15 protein-coding genes are annotated in these 16299 nt (G+C 53.8%); 8 read left to right on the forward strand and 7 right to left on the reverse strand.

Annotated elements, in window-relative coordinates; genetic code table 11:
• Window positions 1-31: 31 nt before the first annotated feature.
• The gene (locus ACR0EV_RS22665) at window positions 32-1039 is read right to left on the reverse strand and encodes a TRAP transporter substrate-binding protein (protein WP_480802166.1); all 1008 of its coding nucleotides are present in this window, start codon (window positions 1037-1039) and stop codon (window positions 32-34) included.
• A 244-nt stretch (window positions 1040-1283) separates the two neighbouring features.
• Between ACR0EV_RS22665 and ACR0EV_RS22670 the strand changes: the two genes are divergently transcribed.
• On the forward strand, window positions 1284-1757 hold the full coding sequence (locus ACR0EV_RS22670; RefSeq protein WP_480802167.1) for a MarR family winged helix-turn-helix transcriptional regulator: 474 nt from the start codon (window positions 1284-1286) through the stop codon (window positions 1755-1757).
• A gap of 5 nt (window positions 1758-1762) precedes the next feature.
• Here the strand turns inward: ACR0EV_RS22670 and ACR0EV_RS22675 are convergent, their stop codons facing one another.
• Genes ACR0EV_RS22675 through ACR0EV_RS22690 form a run of 4 tightly spaced genes read right to left on the reverse strand, consistent with a single transcriptional unit; the run spans window position 1763 to window position 5153 of the window.
• Window positions 1763-2971 (reverse strand): NAD(P)/FAD-dependent oxidoreductase, encoded by a 1209-nt coding sequence (locus ACR0EV_RS22675; RefSeq protein ID WP_480802168.1) that lies wholly within the window; start codon window positions 2969-2971, stop codon window positions 1763-1765.
• A gap of 3 nt (window positions 2972-2974) precedes the next feature.
• Window positions 2975-3322 carry a Rieske (2Fe-2S) protein gene (locus tag ACR0EV_RS22680; protein WP_480802169.1) on the reverse strand — a complete coding sequence of 116 codons (348 nt, stop codon included), beginning with the start codon at window positions 3320-3322 and terminating at the stop codon, window positions 2975-2977.
• 17 nt (window positions 3323-3339) lie between these two features.
• Window positions 3340-4362 carry an aromatic ring-hydroxylating dioxygenase subunit alpha gene (locus ACR0EV_RS22685; protein ID WP_480802170.1) on the reverse strand — a complete coding sequence of 341 codons (1023 nt, stop codon included), beginning with the start codon at window positions 4360-4362 and terminating at the stop codon, window positions 3340-3342.
• Window positions 4363-4394: 32 nt separating this feature from the next.
• Window positions 4395-5153, reverse strand: coding sequence for an SDR family NAD(P)-dependent oxidoreductase (locus ACR0EV_RS22690; protein WP_480802171.1), 759 nt, complete (start codon window positions 5151-5153; stop codon window positions 4395-4397).
• Window positions 5154-5238: 85 nt separating this feature from the next.
• Here ACR0EV_RS22690 and ACR0EV_RS22695 point away from each other — a divergent pair, with 85 nt between their 5' ends.
• From ACR0EV_RS22695 to ACR0EV_RS22715, 5 genes are all read left to right on the forward strand, one after another.
• The gene (locus tag ACR0EV_RS22695; RefSeq protein ID WP_480802172.1) at window positions 5239-5991 is read left to right on the forward strand and encodes a class II aldolase/adducin family protein; all 753 of its coding nucleotides are present in this window, start codon (window positions 5239-5241) and stop codon (window positions 5989-5991) included.
• A gap of 14 nt (window positions 5992-6005) precedes the next feature.
• Window positions 6006-7502 carry an aldehyde dehydrogenase family protein gene (locus ACR0EV_RS22700; protein ID WP_480802173.1) on the forward strand — a complete coding sequence of 499 codons (1497 nt, stop codon included), beginning with the start codon at window positions 6006-6008 and terminating at the stop codon, window positions 7500-7502.
• A 419-nt stretch (window positions 7503-7921) separates the two neighbouring features.
• Entirely contained in the window at window positions 7922-9493 is a 1572-nt protein-coding gene (locus ACR0EV_RS22705; protein WP_480802174.1) for a Re/Si-specific NAD(P)(+) transhydrogenase subunit alpha, read from the forward strand.
• A 13-nt stretch (window positions 9494-9506) separates the two neighbouring features.
• Window positions 9507-10958 (forward strand): NAD(P)(+) transhydrogenase (Re/Si-specific) subunit beta, encoded by a 1452-nt coding sequence (locus ACR0EV_RS22710; protein WP_480802175.1) that lies wholly within the window; start codon window positions 9507-9509, stop codon window positions 10956-10958.
• A gap of 286 nt (window positions 10959-11244) precedes the next feature.
• Window positions 11245-11871 carry an IS6 family transposase gene (locus ACR0EV_RS22715; protein ID WP_480802176.1) on the forward strand — a complete coding sequence of 209 codons (627 nt, stop codon included), beginning with the start codon at window positions 11245-11247 and terminating at the stop codon, window positions 11869-11871.
• 281 nt (window positions 11872-12152) lie between these two features.
• On the opposite strand, the gene ACR0EV_RS22720 is transcribed toward ACR0EV_RS22715, so the two are convergent.
• Together ACR0EV_RS22720 and ACR0EV_RS22725 are read right to left on the reverse strand one after the other, a co-directional pair.
• Window positions 12153-13385, reverse strand: a complete 1233-nt coding sequence (locus ACR0EV_RS22720; RefSeq protein WP_480802177.1) for a type II toxin-antitoxin system HipA family toxin — start codon at window positions 13383-13385, stop codon at window positions 12153-12155.
• Complete coding sequence (locus tag ACR0EV_RS22725; RefSeq protein ID WP_480802178.1) at window positions 13385-13696, reverse strand: helix-turn-helix domain-containing protein; 312 nt, start codon at window positions 13694-13696, stop codon at window positions 13385-13387. The genes ACR0EV_RS22720 and ACR0EV_RS22725 overlap by 1 nt, the downstream gene beginning before the upstream one ends.
• 379 nt (window positions 13697-14075) lie before the next feature.
• On the opposite strand from ACR0EV_RS22725, the gene repA reads away from it, so the two are divergent.
• Both repA and repB read left to right on the forward strand, forming a co-directional pair.
• Complete coding sequence (repA, locus tag ACR0EV_RS22730) at window positions 14076-15251, forward strand: plasmid partitioning protein RepA (protein ID WP_171724949.1); 1176 nt, start codon at window positions 14076-14078, stop codon at window positions 15249-15251.
• The gene (gene repB / locus ACR0EV_RS22735) at window positions 15251-16210 is read left to right on the forward strand and encodes a plasmid partitioning protein RepB (protein WP_480802179.1); all 960 of its coding nucleotides are present in this window, start codon (window positions 15251-15253) and stop codon (window positions 16208-16210) included. Before repA ends, repB begins: the two co-directional genes overlap by 1 nt.
• The last annotated feature ends 89 nt before the right edge of the window (window positions 16211-16299 follow it).

Below are 16299 nucleotides of genomic sequence, written 5' to 3' on the forward strand. Positions count from 1 at the left end.
CTGCTCTGAAACTTTACCTCAGGGAGGTTCGCTATTCGCTTAGGCCTGTCTGCCGAACGAAGTCGTGAAATTCCTTTACACGTGGCCCGTGAGTATCCATTCCTTCAACGAGGCCCCAAACTTCGAGCCGCCATTGGTCCATCAAACCGGAAAAAACCTCTTCGTCGAATTGTACTTCTGCGACACCAAGTTCCCTGAGCTTCGCAATCTCTTCAGCTTGCACTTCGTCCATCGCGACTGGCACTGAAGATTCCAGCTTCTCAGCCTCTTCAAGTAATGTCGTTTGTACCTCACCTGGCAGGCTTTCAAACTTATCGAGGTTCATCAGCAGAAGGTGCGGCGACGCGCCGAATGCCGGTCTTGCCATGTAACCAGTGACCTCGTGCCACTTAAGGTTAACTGCGCCAACTATTGGTCCTGCTGCTCCATCGACCACGCCTTTCTGTAGAGACGCGTAAGTCTCGCCGATGTTCAATCCGACCAGCGCACCACCAAGTGGCTCTACGATTGCCCGGAAGAATGCCCCACCGCGAACCTTGCGTCCATCAAGGCGTTGGCCTTCGGTCAGTGGCTCTTTCAGCATTATCTGAAACGCATCCGGTTTCGTGCTGCTCGTAAACATCCCGAGCAGTTTCAGCCCATGGGACTGATACTCCGCATCAATGTAGTCCCAGATCCCCACCTCTCGCCACTTTGCCACGTCTGGATCAAGGGCATACAACCCGAAACTGACCGGTGTCCGACCCATGTGATATGTCGTGACCGTAAAATTAATGTCAAATGCGCCGGCCGCGACCGTTTCGAACTGCTGTTTTGGTGCTACCGATTCCGGTCCGAAAACACTAAGGGCGATCTCTCCTCCAGACGCCTCGTTGAGTGCTTCTGCGTACTTTCCCACCACCTGCGGCACCATTTCGTAACGATCATCCCACCCCGTCACGGCCGTCAAGCTCGTGCTTTGTGCGAAAGCGGCTGCAGTGCCCATGAACAATGTTCCGGTAAAAAGTGCGCCCATCGCAGCATTCTGAATGAAGTGCATTGATCTTCCTCCTGAGATTTACTTCCGTCTGAATAACATCGATATCGATATAACTCAAGACAAATTATCTCACCTGCCTCAAAAAGGTGCACCAGATGTCAAAGCTCCCAAGGAACCGGGATAACTTCAATCTATATCAATAATTTTCAGATGAGTAATATTGCGCCCCAGACTGGAAGCCGATAACCTTAGTGCATCGCGGCTGCCGTCGGACAAAGCTGCTTGGATAACTAGGAGAAGAACAGTGCTGAAAGTCGGGACGATTCAATCATCAGAACAAGAAAAGTTTAGCGAGCGATTCTCGCTCCTTTTCCATCAATTGACCATGCGATTGGCCAAACACTCATCGGCAGTCTTTGCTAAACACAATATCGATATTCACGGAGCACGTGTGTTAGCGTTGGTCTTAGAGAACGGCTTTCTGCGAGTGACTGACTTGGTAAAAGACACGTGCCTACCACAATCTACCATGTCACACATTTTGAAACGCTTGGAAAAACAGGGGCTGCTCACCAGGACGAGACAGGACTCAGACAACAGAACCGTAAGAATCCAACTTACCGCTTTGGGTACCGAAGTAGCTACAGAGTGCAACTCCGCCAGCTTCGACCATCAAGTGGCTATGCTCGCCGAGATCCCACGCCAAGACCTAGCCCTGACACGCGAGGTTCTGAAAAGAATGATGGAAAATCTGGATCATCTTGGGACTGCAAACTGAAGTCCCTAGAGAAGTGATCTCAATGATATATTTGCGTCTGTAATTTTTACTTTATCAATGTTCGCGGATTTCGCAATCAAGCGCTTTGCGATGCGTATTGAGTTACCCGCATTAACTCCAAACGCAGCCTGCAGTTTGTCTCCGCCAAAATAGAACACACAGTGACCATCGCGCTCCACCCTAGAAACCGCGCAGCAATCGTTGTCGGCGAAGCCTGTAATCTGAATGTTTTGCTCTGCTTGGTCGGACCAAAACCATGGAACTGGATCGTAGGTCGCATCTTCACCTGAGATTACCTTGGCTACCACACTGGATAACCCTGATGCGTTTTCCCAGGATTCGAGCCGAATGCGATCGTTTTTCAGGGAATTCAGATGATTAGCCACATCGCCAACTGCAAATACATTGCTTTCTGATGTCCGGCCTTGAGCATCAACAATAATTCCATTGTCGCACTTCAGGCCGGCCGCGGAAGCCAAGGAGTCGTTTGGAGCAACACCGATTCCAACGACGATAGTGTCGCAATCCAAAAAACTGCCATTCGATAGCAGGACTCGGTTTTGTCCTGCACTAGCGCGAACAGTCTGACATGTCGTGCCAACACGCACATCGATCCCCAGGGATTTATGGAGATCAAGTAAATACGTGCTTAGTTCGGGCATGTTCACCCGACTGCACAAAGCAGAAGTCCCCTCAATAACTGTGACGGTTTTTCCCATCTGGTTCAGAGTTGCCGCAACCTCGAGACCAATCCATCCACCGCCCAACACACAAAACGATTCACTTGTTTCAGCTCTCTTTTTCAGCCGTTCGCTATCTTCGAGATCACGAAGATAGAAAACAGAGCCAGGGAGCGCATCTGGAAAGGAAAGTCGTCGCAATGAACTACCAGTTGCGAAGACCAATTTGTCAAAGGCTTCCAGTGATCCATCTTGAAATGACACTTGTTGGCCCTTCAGATCGACCCCAACGCCAGTTGCGCCTAGTTTTAGGTCGATCGACTTGGCAGCGTAGGTCTCAGCTGACCAGAAGTAGGTTGTCTCCGCGGCAGAATGACCACTCAGTACTTTCTTGGACAACGGCGGTCGTTCATATGGAGGATGCTTCTCGGCGCCGGCCAAAACGATTGCACCAGCATAGCCACTTTCGCGAAGCTTTACCGCAACAGTTCCACCAGCTTGACCGGCTCCAAGTATCAAGGTCCTTTCAGACATCCTTCAAAAGTCCAGATTCGGTTTACTACCATCCGGGACATCAACAAAAACCTCGTCCCCACGAATTTCCACGTTATACGTGCAAAGACTAGTTTCGGTCGGACCGTCTCGCACCTCTCCAGTCTCTATATCGAACAGAGCAGCGTGCAAAGGACACTCTATGCATCCGTCTTCCACAAACCCTTCGCCAAGAAGCGCGTATGCATGAGGACACACATTCTGAGTTGCAAAAAACTTTCCGCCAAGGTTGTAAACGGCAACTTTCAGGTCGCCGATCTCAGCTTGAGCAATCTCACCGTCTTCGATTTCAGAGGTTGTGCATACGCGCGTTAGGTTACTTTCATTAGTCATTTTTGAGCTCCTACCTGTCAGACATCTTCCAGCTCGGCGGCGAGTGCTCGTTCCCGCATCCGCTTGGTTTGCAAAGGTGCTGTATCGCTGTTTATGTCGATGAGCGGCATGTCCGGCTGATGATCGAAGGCCACCTGTTGGGCTTCAAGAACTTCAACATCTTCCAGGAAAGTGTTTTTTGCACCCTCGGCGATTTGTTCTGTAAGCTCGGCATCATCGAGCCTAAAATTCCTGGCATAACCCCAAAAGTAGTGCGTCTCGCTATCAGTTGCTGGAGTGATCAAATGCATCGACCGCAGCTCAATCCCCTTACTTCTGTCACCGGTTTCCGCACCGCTTCCTGCGGTCGCGCAGCCGATATCAAATACCACTGTCGAAGGAAGGGTTGCGGTAGCGTACATCCAGCGGTCGACATTGCCCTCAAATCCGCCAACAGCTTTGAACATTGGTGGCGGCGGGTTGTCCATGATCCAGCGAGACGTTTCTACAAAATCTGGCTTTCTCACCGTTTTGGAGCTCACCGAGGTAACGCTGTCTGCTCCAATTGTCTTACTATGCACGAACTGGATGTGACTAAAGTCGAGAAGATTGTCGACCAATCGAGAATAACTGGACTTCAGTGGAAAAAGCTCGGTACTTGCAACCCAATCAGGACTGTCAAGCCAAACCATTTCTGGAATGAGATCAACATCAGCCTTGTCGGCGTCACCCATCCAAATCCAGACAGCGTTCCACTTTAGATGTACCGGGTAAGACTTTACTTTGGCTTCGGGCGGAACCAAATCCTGGCCGGGGACTTCAATACATTGTCCTGATTTGTCGAAAAGTAGACCGTGATAGATGCAACGGATACATCCTTTTTCCACTGTGCCCAATGAGAGCGGCGCCCCGCGATGACAACAGCGATCTTCGAGCGCAGCTGGTTTGCCATCCTCTCCCATGTACAGAACGACAGGCTCATTGAGTAGCATTCGACGTATCGGTCCGGCTTCCAGTTCACGGGGCCAAGCCGCCACATACCAGTAGTTTTTCAAGAACATGTGTTCCTCCATCTCTAAATACCCGTGACAGTTCAGACCATCACGTCGCCACCATCGACGACTAGCGTTTGACCTGTCATGAAATCACTGTGGCTAGACGCTAGAAATAGCAGAGCACCAACCAGATCTCTCGGCTCCTGGTCTCGTTTGAGACTTCGAGCAGCCTTCTGCATTTCTAATATTGCTTTCGTCCTTTCGCCCTGCGCGATCACGTTTTCTGAAAGCGTGAAACCGGGAGCGATTGCGTTGACTACTATCCCATCTGGACCAAGTTCCCGTGCCATTGCACGAGTCATTGCCTCCATCGCACCTTTGGACGTCACGTAGTGCAAAAGAAACGGCGCCCCTTTCCGATGGTTAGAAGACGCGATATTGATGATCTTGCCGGATTTGCCGCTGCGAAGCGTTTTGATTGCCGCTTTTGAGCATAAGAAAGCACCGGTCACATTTACTTCCAGGATACGGTTAAAGTCTTCAGCTGTTATTTCCGCGATTTCCATTCTGCCAAGCTTGCCAAAAAGAGCGGCGTTGTTGACCAGAATGTCTAACCCGCCGAATTCAGCTACCGCAGTGGCCACCATTCTTTCGCAGTCATCTTCACGGGTCACATCAGCTTGAACCCCGATTGCTTCTATGCCGAGCTCCTTCAATCGAGAGACGGTAGCTGACGGATCATCAAGATCCGAGACAACCACTGAGGCGCCTTGCTTCCCGAGGCCTTCCGCAAAGGTTGCTCCAAGCCCCTGAGCCGCTCCGGTGACTAAAGCCGTTCTTCCCTCTAGCTCATACATTTTTCAGCGCCCATAAATTTACATTGACATCGATATAATTGAAATGGATAAAAGGTGCAACAGAAATTTTCGAGGACCAGCAAAAATGCCTCAGGAACTGGCAGACACGACCGACCAAAGTCGACCCGACGAAGATCTTCGGCAACTCGCGATAGCCCATCAGATTTTGGAAGCTGAAGGACATGGTGACTTAACTCTTGGTCATATGGCGATGCGCGATCCATCCGGTCGCGGGTTGTGGCTGAAGAGATTTGGAATCGGACTAGGCGAAGTCCATGAACCGGAAGACTTTATTCTGATTGACTTCGATGGAAACCAGCTTGCCGGAACGGGCAAACGGCACAAAGAATGGCCTATCCATTCCGAAATTATGCGCGCCCGAGAAGATGTGATGGTGACGGCGCACACACATCCTTTGTATGCATCTGTGTTCTCAGCTGCGCGAACGCAGCTTCAACCGGTCACCCAGGAAGCTACATACTTTCCGAACGGTGTGCCGACGTTCAATGAGACGTCCGGTCTTGTCGATTCGTCGAAGCTAGGAGCGCTGTTAGCTCGCAAGATTGGAACAGAGCCAGCCGTCTTTATCACTAATCATGGTGTCTGTTTTTGCGGGGGATCCATCGAAATGGCGACGCTTTACGGTGTCTTTCTCGAGCGCGCCTGTCGCGCTCAAATTTTAATCTCTTGTTCCGGCCTGCCTTGGTCCGTAGCACCAGATTTTTCTCCGGAAAGTGGGAGAGCTGCAGAACTTTTACCGCCTGAAAACGTCAAGAACCACTGGGACTACCTGTGTCGCCGACACGCTCCCAACTCCCAGCCAAGACCAGCAAACTAAAGTGAGGAAAAAATATGTCTATCAGTAGTAAAGCAACAGTACTGGTTGAGGAGCTCAAGCTTCCATCACATACTGATATCTACTACGGCGGTAAGTGGCAAAAGCCAGTCAGTGGTTTGCGGGAAGACACCACCTCCCCCTCGACTGGTGAAGTGCTGGCAAGTGTCGCGGTTGGCGGAGCCGAAGATATCGAACTAGCGATCCAAGCTGCATCAGAAGCCTACAAAAGCTGGCGAAAAGTTCCACCGATGGAAAGAGCTCGCTTGATGAGGAAAATTGCGGAGCGGCTACGCGAACACGCCGTTGAACTCGCAACTATTGACGCTGCGGATTGCGGTAATCCAGTTCGGGAGATGGCAAACGACGCTCTGTTTTCTGCTGGCGCAATGGACATGTTCGCCGGGCTTGTTACGGAAATGAAGGGCCATTCAGTGCCGATGAAGGAAGGCATGTTGAACTTTTCGGTTCGCGAGCCTTTGGGAGTTGTCGGAAAAATCACTCCCTACAATCATCCTCTAATGTTCGCGGCCATGCGGGCCGCTGCGCCCTTGGCTGCAGGAAACACAGTTGTCATTAAGCCCGCCGATCAAGCTCCCCTGTCGGCTCTCAGATTTGCTGAACTGATTGACGATATTCTTCCGCCAGGGGTCATCAATGTCGTACCCGGAAAAGCCGAAGCGGGAGCGGCACTCGCATCCCATCCAGAAATTTCCAAAATTGCCTTGATTGGAAGCGTTCCTACCGGTCGCGCAGTAATGAAAGCCGCGGCGGAAACAGTGAAGCCAGTAATGCTCGAACTTGGAGGCAAGAACGCCTTAGTGGCATTCCCGGATGCGGATATTGAGGAGACAGCCCAAGCCGTCGTCGGCGGGATGAATTTCGTATGGTGCGGTCAATCGTGCGGATCCACAAGCCGAGCATTTCTGCATTCCGACATCCATGATGCTGTTGTCGCTCGGGTGAAAGAAATTTGCTACAAGATTAGACCTGGCATTCCAACTGACATGAAGACCGATATGGGAGCAATAGTTTCAAAGGCTCAGTTTGACAAAATCATGAGCTATATTGAAATAGCGAAGTCCGAAGGCGCAGAATTGCTGGTCGGCGGAAAAGTTCCTGAGGAACCGGAGTTAGCAAACGGATTGTTTATCGAACCGACAGTGTTTACCGGCGTATCGCCGCAGATGCGCGTTGCGTCTGAAGAAATCTTTGGGCCCGTTCTTTCGATCTTGAAGTGGTCGGATGAAAACCAAATGGTTCAAGACGTAAACTCAGTTGAGTATGGCCTAACCGCGTCTATTTGGACAAACGATCTGCATGCGGCACACAGAACTGCAGCCAACCTTGAAGTCGGGTACGTTTGGGTAAACAGCACTTCGAACCATTTCTTGGGTGCGTCATTTGGCGGGTACAAGCAGTCAGGAATTGGACGCGAAGAAAGTCTTGAGGAGCTACTCGCATATACTCAGGAAAAAAACATCAACATTACCTTGAAAGAAGCGGCTAGCTAACGGCCAATACTGATTCCCAAAACCGACGGTCAGTGATTGTGAGGAATTTTTGAGATGGCCTTTAGTCCACAAGGTTCTCCACAACGTCAAGTGATACCGGTGTGACACTCTTAACAAGCAAGCAGTGCATCACCGGTAGAAAGGTTAGCTCCGCGTCCACGCATGAGAATTAGGTGCGCTTCGACCTGCGTTTTGGGAGACAGGATAAATTTCTTAGAGTTTGAAACTACAACAAAGCAATATCTTCGAATTGGTGTGGTGACCAATAGCGATAGGCTGCTGCTCCGAGGCCGAGGCGTTCAGACGCGCAAACGTGTTCCATTCGCCAAGATAGCAGACGCGTCCCACGGTGAAGCTTTGGATGTATTGAAAGATCAGGGACAGCAAGTACCAAACAGCTAAAAAAGAAAGAACCCTTAATGAAGATAGGCACACCAAAAGAGATACTGGACGGAGAGAACCGGGTCGCGATGACGCCTGACTCCGCCGTGCAACTGCAGAAACTGGGCTATGAGTGCCTGATCGAGAAAGGCGCCGGTGCTGCCGCTGGTTTCTCGGACGCGGCCTACAAAGCCGCGGGTGTCGAGATCGTCAAAACGGCCGCGTCACTGTGGAAAAACTCGGATATCGTCGCCAAGGTTCGCATCCCGACTGAAACCGAGCTGAAGCGCCTGACCAAGGACAAGACCCTGATCTCGTTCTTCAATCCTGCCGGTAATAAAGAAGGCATGGAACTGGCGAAATCCAAGGGTGCGACCGTGATCGCGATGGAGATGGTGCCGCGTATCAGCCGGGCGCAGAAGATGGACGCGCTGTCCTCGATGGCCAATATCGCAGGCTACCGCGCGGTGATCGAGGCGGGTAACAACTTTGGCCGGTTCTTCACCGGTCAGGTGACGGCGGCCGGTAAGGTGCCGCCTGCCAAGGTGCTGATTGTCGGGGCTGGTGTGGCTGGTCTGGCGGCGATTGGGACGTCCACGTCGCTGGGTGCGATCACCTATGCGTTCGATGTGCGCCCCGAAGTGGCCGAACAGGTCGAATCGATGGGGGCCGAGTTTGTCTATCTGGACTTTGAAGATGACAGCCAGGACGGCGCGGCCACCGGTGGTTATGCCTCTGTCCAGTCGGACGAGTTCCGCGAGGCGCAGCTGGCCAAGTTCCGTGAGCTGGCCCCCGAGATGGACATCGTGATCACCACGGCGCTGATCCCGAACCGTGAAGCGCCTGAGCTGTGGACCAAGGATATGGTCGAAGCGATGAAGCCGGGCTCGGTCATTGTTGACCTGGCGGCGGAAAAGGGCGGCAACTGCAAGCTGACCGTCGCGGATGAGAAGATCGTGACCGATAACGGCGTGACCATCATCGGCTATACCGACTTCCCCAGCCGGATGGCGGCGCAATCCTCGTCTTTGTACGCGACCAACATCCGTCATATGATGACCGACCTGACCCCCGAAAAGGACGGTCAGATCAATCACGACATGGAGGATGACGTGATCCGCGGTGCAACCGTGACCCATGAGGGTGAGATCACCTTCCCGCCACCTCCGCCCAAGGTGCAGGCGATTGCGGCGCAGAAAAAGCCCGAGGTCAAGGAACTGACCCCGGAAGAGAAAAAGGCGCAGGAGGTTGCGGCCTTCAAGGCGCAGACCAAGCAGCAGTTCACCCTGCTGGGGGTTGGCGGCGCGCTGATGTTGTTGGTGGGGCTGATCGCTCCGGCCAGCTTCATGCAGCACTTCATCGTCTTCGTGCTGGCAATCTTTGTCGGCTTCCAGGTGATCTGGGGCGTGGCACACAGCCTGCACACACCGCTGATGGCGATCACCAACGCGATCTCGTCGATCATTATCGTCGGGGCCTTGATGCAGATCGGATCGGGCTCGTTCCTGGTTATTCTGCTGGCGGCTCTGTCTGTCTTCATGGCCGGGATCAACATCTTCGGCGGCTTTCTTGTCACCCGGCGCATGCTCGCCATGTTCCAGAAATCTTAAGGAGGCCGGGTAGATGGAAGGTTTTATCACTGCTGCTTATGTTGTTGCGGCTGTTCTGTTCATCCTGTCTCTGGGTGGTCTGTCGAACCAGGAAAGCGCCAAGCGCGCGGTCTGGTACGGGATTGTCGGTATGGCGCTGGCGGTCTTTGCCACGCTGGTGGGTCCAGGTTCGGGCCTGTGGCTGCTGTCGCTGCTGCTGATCGCGGGTGGCGGTCTGATCGGTCAATATGTGGCACAGCGCGTGCAAATGACCGAGATGCCGCAGCTTGTGGCCGCGATGCACTCGCTGGTCGGTCTGGCGGCTGTGTTCGTCGGCTTCAACGCGCATTTTGAGATCGGCAATGTGGCGCAAGTCATGGCGATTGCCGACAGTGCGAAAGAGGCGGACCTGTCTGATCTGGGTGCCTTTGCCAAGCTGATCGCCAAGAAGACATCCGCCGAGCTGGCGATCCTGCATGTTGAGCTGTTTCTGGGCATCTTCATCGGTGCGATCACCTTTACCGGCTCGGTCGTGGCCTATGGCAAGCTGGCAGGCAAGGTGACGTCTGCGGCGACCAAGCTGCCGGGTGGTCATGTGCTGAATGCGGCGGCGGCGGGCCTCTCTCTGATCTGTCTGATCTGGTACACCGCGTCGGGTGGGTTTTTCCCGCTGCTGCTGATGACGCTGGCGGCGCTCTTCATCGGTTATCACCTGATCATGGGCATCGGTGGCGCCGACATGCCAGTGGTTGTGTCGATGCTGAACAGCTATTCCGGCTGGGCGGCGGCTGCGATTGGCTTCTCGCTGGGCAACGACCTGCTGATCGTGGTCGGTGCGCTGGTGGGCTCGTCGGGTGCGATCCTGTCCTACATCATGTGCAAGGCGATGAACCGGCATTTTGTCAGCGTGATCCTGGGCGGCTTTGGTGGCCCGCAGGGTGAGCAGATGGCCGTTGAAGGTGAGCAGATCGCCATCGAGGCCGACGGTGTGGCCTCGGCGTTGAACGAGGCGGACAGCATCGTGATCATCCCCGGCTATGGCATGGCGGTGGCGCAGGCGCAGCAATCGGTCAGCGAACTGGTCCGCAAGCTGCGCGCGCAGGGTAAGAATGTACGTTTTGCGATCCATCCTGTCGCGGGGCGTCTGCCGGGCCACATGAACGTGCTGCTGGCAGAGGCTAAGGTCCCCTATGACATCGTGCTGGAGATGGACGAGATCAACGATGATTTCCCCGAGACGGATGTGGCCATCGTCATCGGTTCGAACGACATCGTGAACCCAGCCGCGCAGGAAGACCCCAACAGCCCCATCGCCGGGATGCCGGTTCTGGAATGCTGGAAGGCCAAGCAGGTGTTTGTGTCCAAGCGCGGTCAGGGCACGGGCTATTCGGGCATCGAAAACCCGCTCTTCTTCAAAGAGAACACCCGCATGTTCTATGGCGACGCCAAACAGTCGCTGGACAAACTGCTGCCCATGGTCGACTGATCAAGTTTCAAGAATTAATCCACGACTTTGGCCAGTCACCACGAGCACAGCCATTCACGTTGCACAACAGGCGGAACCGCTGACCATCTTCTCAAGGGTCAAACGCTAGTCCAGCGACCGCCTCTGATTGGCGCGATCAAGTGTGGGAGCGGCGCGCCGGCTACCATCCTCAAACTCTTTGATCATCCCAATGATCTGTTCGTCAGAAAATCTTCGTTTCATGATCGATCCTAATACCGGACAAATCAAATCAACCAATTAGGGCCTGAAGTTTCTGTCGCAAACCGTGACAATCTCATTTAAGGGCGCGCATTTTCCGAAAGACGTGATTTTGCACGCGGTTTTCTTCTACCTACGCTACGGTGTTTCATACCGGAATCTGGAAGAAATCAGGGCGGAACCCGGCGTTAGTCTGGATCATGCAACACTGAACCGCTGGGTCAGCCGATATGCTGTGCTCATTGCGGACGCAGCGCAGTATAGAAAGCGTCCCGCAGACCGTTCTTGGCGCATGGATGAGACATATGTGAAAGCGAAGGGTGAATGGGTTTATCTCTATCGTGCCATCGACAAACACGGCAAGACCCTTGATTTCATGCTATCCGAGCGCCGAAACAAAGCCGCTGCGACGAGGTTTTTTGCCCGCGCGCTTGAGGTAAACGGTCTACCGCACAAGATCGTCATCGACAAAAGTGGTACCAACACGGCCGGCATCAAGGCAATCAATAAGATGCTCAAGAGCTTTGGTTGTCAAATCCCGATTGAGATGGTCAGGCGGAAATACCCCAATAACATCATTGAACAGGATCACCGCATCATCAAACGAAGGATTAGACCCATGCTGGGCTTCAAGTCTTTCGCTTCAGCCGCATCTGTCCTGGCAGGCATAGAACTGGTCAACATGATCCGCTAAGGTCAATTCACGCCCGGAGTCCGTCCGTTCCAGCAGATTTTCCAGCTGGCAGAGTAAACTCCTCACCAATTCCACTGATGCATTGCCATCCAAAAAAATTTGCGACAGAAACCGGACCCCTTCCCCGTTTGTGCGCAATATTCTAACATTTTGCTCTTTACTTCAACTGCACCACCAAATCTCTATTATTTCCGATAAGTATCCCTTATTACGTGTGATTGATTTCTCCGGGAAGCGCGCGCAGAGCTGCAATCACACCAAAGAAGTCGGGGCCGCCTTGATCAACTTTTGCCGACCGAATTCAGTCTTTTTACTATCTCTCTACTTCGTTCTTCAGGAACTCCGCTTACATCTGCAAAGACTGGCCACTGTTTCGCCGCATGGCGCACTTGCTCGATGATTTCAAGCACGCGTCGTTTTCGAATGCCGCACCCCTCTCCTGCTGCAACCAAATCTTCATGAGTCGGGTTCCTGCCGTTTCCATTCACACTCAGATGATGTTCGCCGCCAGGGCCGTCGGAAAAGCTCAGGTCATATGCGGGCGACAGGCGCCATGTTCCGTGATGGTCCATCAGGAAGGCGTGGTTCTTGATGTGGTCATCGCGGTTGTGGGTTAGAACGTTGAAGACCATGCGCCGAAACATCTCTTCAACGTCACCCTGATGGTTGGTCATGAAATAGGTCAGTTTCAACAAGGTTTCATAGTCCACAACCGGTGCGGTGAAATCGGCGTTCAGAATACCCGCGACCGTGTGCATATGCAGCCGCCGACCCTCGGGTCGATCAAAGCGAAGGGTTGCGAACAGGTCTTCACCCGAACCGGTCGAAAGCAATCGTGTATCCGACATGTTGATTCCGGCCGCGCGCGCCATTTCCGCATAGGCTTGTTCCTCACGCGCAGCGCTGGACGGGTCGGACGAGGATCGGAATTTAATGAGGTAATGGCTGAACCCCTCCCCTGCCCCGCTGCGATGATCCCGCAACATGCCGGTTTCTGTGTTCACCAAGGCGACAAATTTTGGCCGCGCCCCGGCCGAGCCGCCACTGCCTGCGCGAAGCCGGGACAGGTCCTCGACAGACAAGTCCTGTTCGATATGCTGGGCAGTTTTAGCGAACCAATCCAGGTCGATATCTTCCTGTTTGGTCAGTTCCTCTTCGGGATGATAGCAAAGCGCCCCCATGCCGTACTGGCCGACTATGGCCAGACGGTTTACTGGCGTCAGCTCATGAACCGCCCTGCCCCGCCGTGCCATCTCACGGTCAATCAGCAAGCGGCCCCAGCCATCAGGCAGTGAATCCGCCAGGACACCCGGCAGCCCATCAAACGGAGTATGGTCGCCAAAATGCAATCCCTGCCAGGATCGGATCGCATATGGCGAAATCGGCAACGGGTTTGCGACGAACTCCGGCGCCCATTCAATGGCGGCACATCGCTGGTCCTTGACCCACGCCACCTGTCCAACCACACGCCGATGATCTCCAAAGTCCAGTTCGATGTTCAGACGATCAGCCATCAGCCCTGCCTTTTTCCGGCCCGCTTGCGGTTAGCCCTTGCGGACCCCAATTCCTCCAGTGACGAAGCTGTTGGCTTTGGAAACAGATCTTCGAATGCGTCCAGCGCGCCCAACGCCCCGGCAATCGCCAAAAGTGCCGCCAGTGAAATCTCGCCACTTTGTTCAAACCGTTTGAGTGTCGACAGCGGCACGCCCGATTTTTCGGCCAAAGCCTGCTGTGTCATGTTATGAGCCAGGCGCAGACCGCGGGCAGAAAAACGAATCTTGTCCTGCACCGAGCCAGGTGTCGGGGTCTCAAAGCTAAAGGTCAATATATTGCCCTTTCGCGCAAATTATATCACCTAAGGATAATATAATGTCTTTTGACACCAAAGGAAACCTGCGAATCCTGCCCGTGTTCGCCCTCTTCCCCGCCTTAGGATGATTCCCGAACGTCTGTTTCAAAGCTTGATCCGAGACTATCACTGATGTTTCACGAGATTTTCCATGAATTCCATGGGGTTTCACAATTATTTATTCCTTTCAATGCTTTGCGTCGTGTATTGTTTTGAAAAGCCGCTCCTCTACTATATATTGCAGACCCTGCGATATCTCGACATTGAAGAAGTTGTTGCCAAACCACCCCCTTCTTGCGTAAAAAACGATAAAAACAGCGTTGGCGAAAAACAGCGTTACTGAAAGAGGGCAGACGTGGCTGAACCTATCCACATCAATCAGCGTGTTCGCGAGAACGCTGAGAATCTGACTGCGGCTTTGGAAAGCCACATGATGACAGTGTTTGCGCCCGACGCGCGCAAAGAGCTTCGACTGTTCAGCGCCGGAGAAGCCGCCGGTCTGCTGGGTATCTCACCCAGCTTTCTGCGCAAACTGCACTTCGACAGCCGAATCCCCGATGTACATACCACCCCAGGTGGTCGTCGCCACTATTCCGCTGAAGACCTGCTAACCATACGCGAAGAGCTGGAGTCGACCGCAAAGACAACTGGGACTTATCTGAAAGGCCGCCAGACGGGTGACAAGGTGCAGGTTCTGTCCTTTCTCAACTTCAAGGGCGGATCGGGCAAAACGACCAGTGCAATCCACACAGCACAGCGTTTGGCCTTGAAAGGATACCGGGTTCTTACCGTCGATATTGACCCTCAGGCGTCTTTGACCACTCTGTTTGGCTATCGCCCTGAATACGACTTTCTTCAATCAGGTACGATCTACGACGCCATCCGATACGAAGACCCCCTGCCCCTCTCCAGCATCATCCAGAAAACCTTTTTCACCGGTATTGATCTGGCCCCGGCCGGTTTGATCCTGCAGGAATTCGAGCACGAGACCCCGCAGGCATTGCTGAACAACGTTCAGCCTGCGTTCTTTTCCCGGATGGCGACCGCCCTTCAGGAAGTCGAGGACAATTACGACGTGATCATCTTCGATTGCCCGCCGCAACTGGGCTATCTGACCATGTCCGCGCTGTGTGCATCGACCGGGGTGCTGATTACAGTCGTGCCCAATATGCTGGACATCGCGTCGATGTCCCAGTTCCTGCAAATGAGCGCGGAGTTGTTGGACGTGGTCGCCGAAGCGGGTGCGCCGATGGATTTCGACTTTCTGCGGTTTCTAATCAATCGCTATGAACCCAGCGACGGACCCCAGCAACAGGTTGTCGCCTTCCTGCGGCAGTTGTTCGGAAATGAGGTCATGGTTGCGCCGATGCTGAAATCCACCGCGATTTCCGATGCTGGACTAACTCAGCAGACGGTATACGAGGTCGAACGCAGCCAATTTCACCGCAACACCTATGATCGTGCGGTGGACTCATTGAATCTTGTCAATGACGAGATCGAGTCGTTGCTTCAACATGCATGGGGGCGCTGATGGCACGTAAAGACATTCTGACAACCAACCTGAACCAATCCGGCGGGGCTGCAAAACCCGAAAAGCCCCGAATGATGCCACGCGGCGCGGTTGGCGCCTTGCAGTCTTCCTTGTCGAAACTACAGGAAAACGCGGTGCAAGAGATCGACTGCGCCCTGATCGACGATGCTGGGCTGAAAGACCGGTTGGGGATGGACAGCGAGGCACAGCGACAACTGGTCGAAAGCCTGCGCACTTATGGACAGCAGGTTCCGATCCTATTGCGACCGCACGCCAAAGAACCGGGCCGGTTCGAAATCGTCTATGGCCGCCGCCGCCTGATGGCGCTGAAAGAGCTTGGCCAGCCGGTCAAGGCGATGGTCCGGCAACTGGACGACCACGCGCTGGTTCTGGCGCAGGGACAGGAGAACACCTCGCGTCAGGATCTGTCCTTTGTCGAAAAGGCCAGCTTTGCCGCGCAGTTGAAAGAGGCTGATTACGACCGCGAGACCATCGCGGCGGCCCTGTCGATCGACCAGCCGATGGTGACGCGCATGCTCAAGGTTGGGACGGCATTCTCCTTGCCCTTCCTGCGCCAGATCGGGTCTGCGCCCAAAATTGGCCGCGACCGTTGGATGACACTGGCCGAGGCCCTGAAAGACAAAGCCGCCACCAGCCGCGCCAGCACCTTCATGAACCGCCCCGAGTTTCTGACACTGGACTCGGATCAACGGTTTGAGGCGGTCCTGAAACACGTGCAGAAGAAACCAAGCGCCAGCAAACCAGCAGCAGCCAAACCGCGCACTTTGCGTGACGCCGCGGGCAAGGCTCTGGCCGATGTCCGGCTGACAAATCGCGGCGTGACCCTGAACATTCCGTCGCGCACGGCAGACGGCTTTGACGCCTGGTTCGAAACAAATGCCGAGACCCTGATCACCGAACTTCACGACCGCTGGAAAAACGAACGGTCGGAAGACTAAGACCACAGAGAAGCAACCACAGGAGGCACGAGCAGACCACAAAAAAAGCCCCCCAGGACAGATGATCCCGGAAGGCCCTTTTCAATCTT

This window comes from Ruegeria sp. CF8 (assembly GCF_056537285.1).

Bases quoted from the DNA above. Each gene is read 5' to 3' on its own strand.
- ACR0EV_RS22665 (WP_480802166.1), bottom strand. From the start codon at position 1,039: ATGCACTTCATTCAGAATGCTGCGATGGGCGCACTTTTTACCGGAACA.
- ACR0EV_RS22675 (WP_480802168.1), bottom strand. From the start codon at position 2,971: ATGTCTGAAAGGACCTTGATACTTGGAGCCGGTCAAGCTGGTGGAACT.
- ACR0EV_RS22680 (WP_480802169.1), bottom strand. From the start codon at position 3,322: ATGACTAATGAAAGTAACCTAACGCGCGTATGCACAACCTCTGAAATC.
- ACR0EV_RS22685 (WP_480802170.1), bottom strand. From the start codon at position 4,362: ATGTTCTTGAAAAACTACTGGTATGTGGCGGCTTGGCCCCGTGAACTG.
- ACR0EV_RS22690 (WP_480802171.1), bottom strand. From the start codon at position 5,153: ATGTATGAGCTAGAGGGAAGAACGGCTTTAGTCACCGGAGCGGCTCAG.
- ACR0EV_RS22695 (WP_480802172.1), top strand. From the start codon at position 5,239: ATGCCTCAGGAACTGGCAGACACGACCGACCAAAGTCGACCCGACGAA.
- ACR0EV_RS22700 (WP_480802173.1), top strand. From the start codon at position 6,006: ATGTCTATCAGTAGTAAAGCAACAGTACTGGTTGAGGAGCTCAAGCTT.
- ACR0EV_RS22705 (WP_480802174.1), top strand. From the start codon at position 7,922: ATGAAGATAGGCACACCAAAAGAGATACTGGACGGAGAGAACCGGGTC.
- ACR0EV_RS22710 (WP_480802175.1), top strand. From the start codon at position 9,507: ATGGAAGGTTTTATCACTGCTGCTTATGTTGTTGCGGCTGTTCTGTTC.
- ACR0EV_RS22720 (WP_480802177.1), bottom strand. From the start codon at position 13,385: ATGGCTGATCGTCTGAACATCGAACTGGACTTTGGAGATCATCGGCGT.
- repB (WP_480802179.1), top strand. From the start codon at position 15,251: ATGGCACGTAAAGACATTCTGACAACCAACCTGAACCAATCCGGCGGG.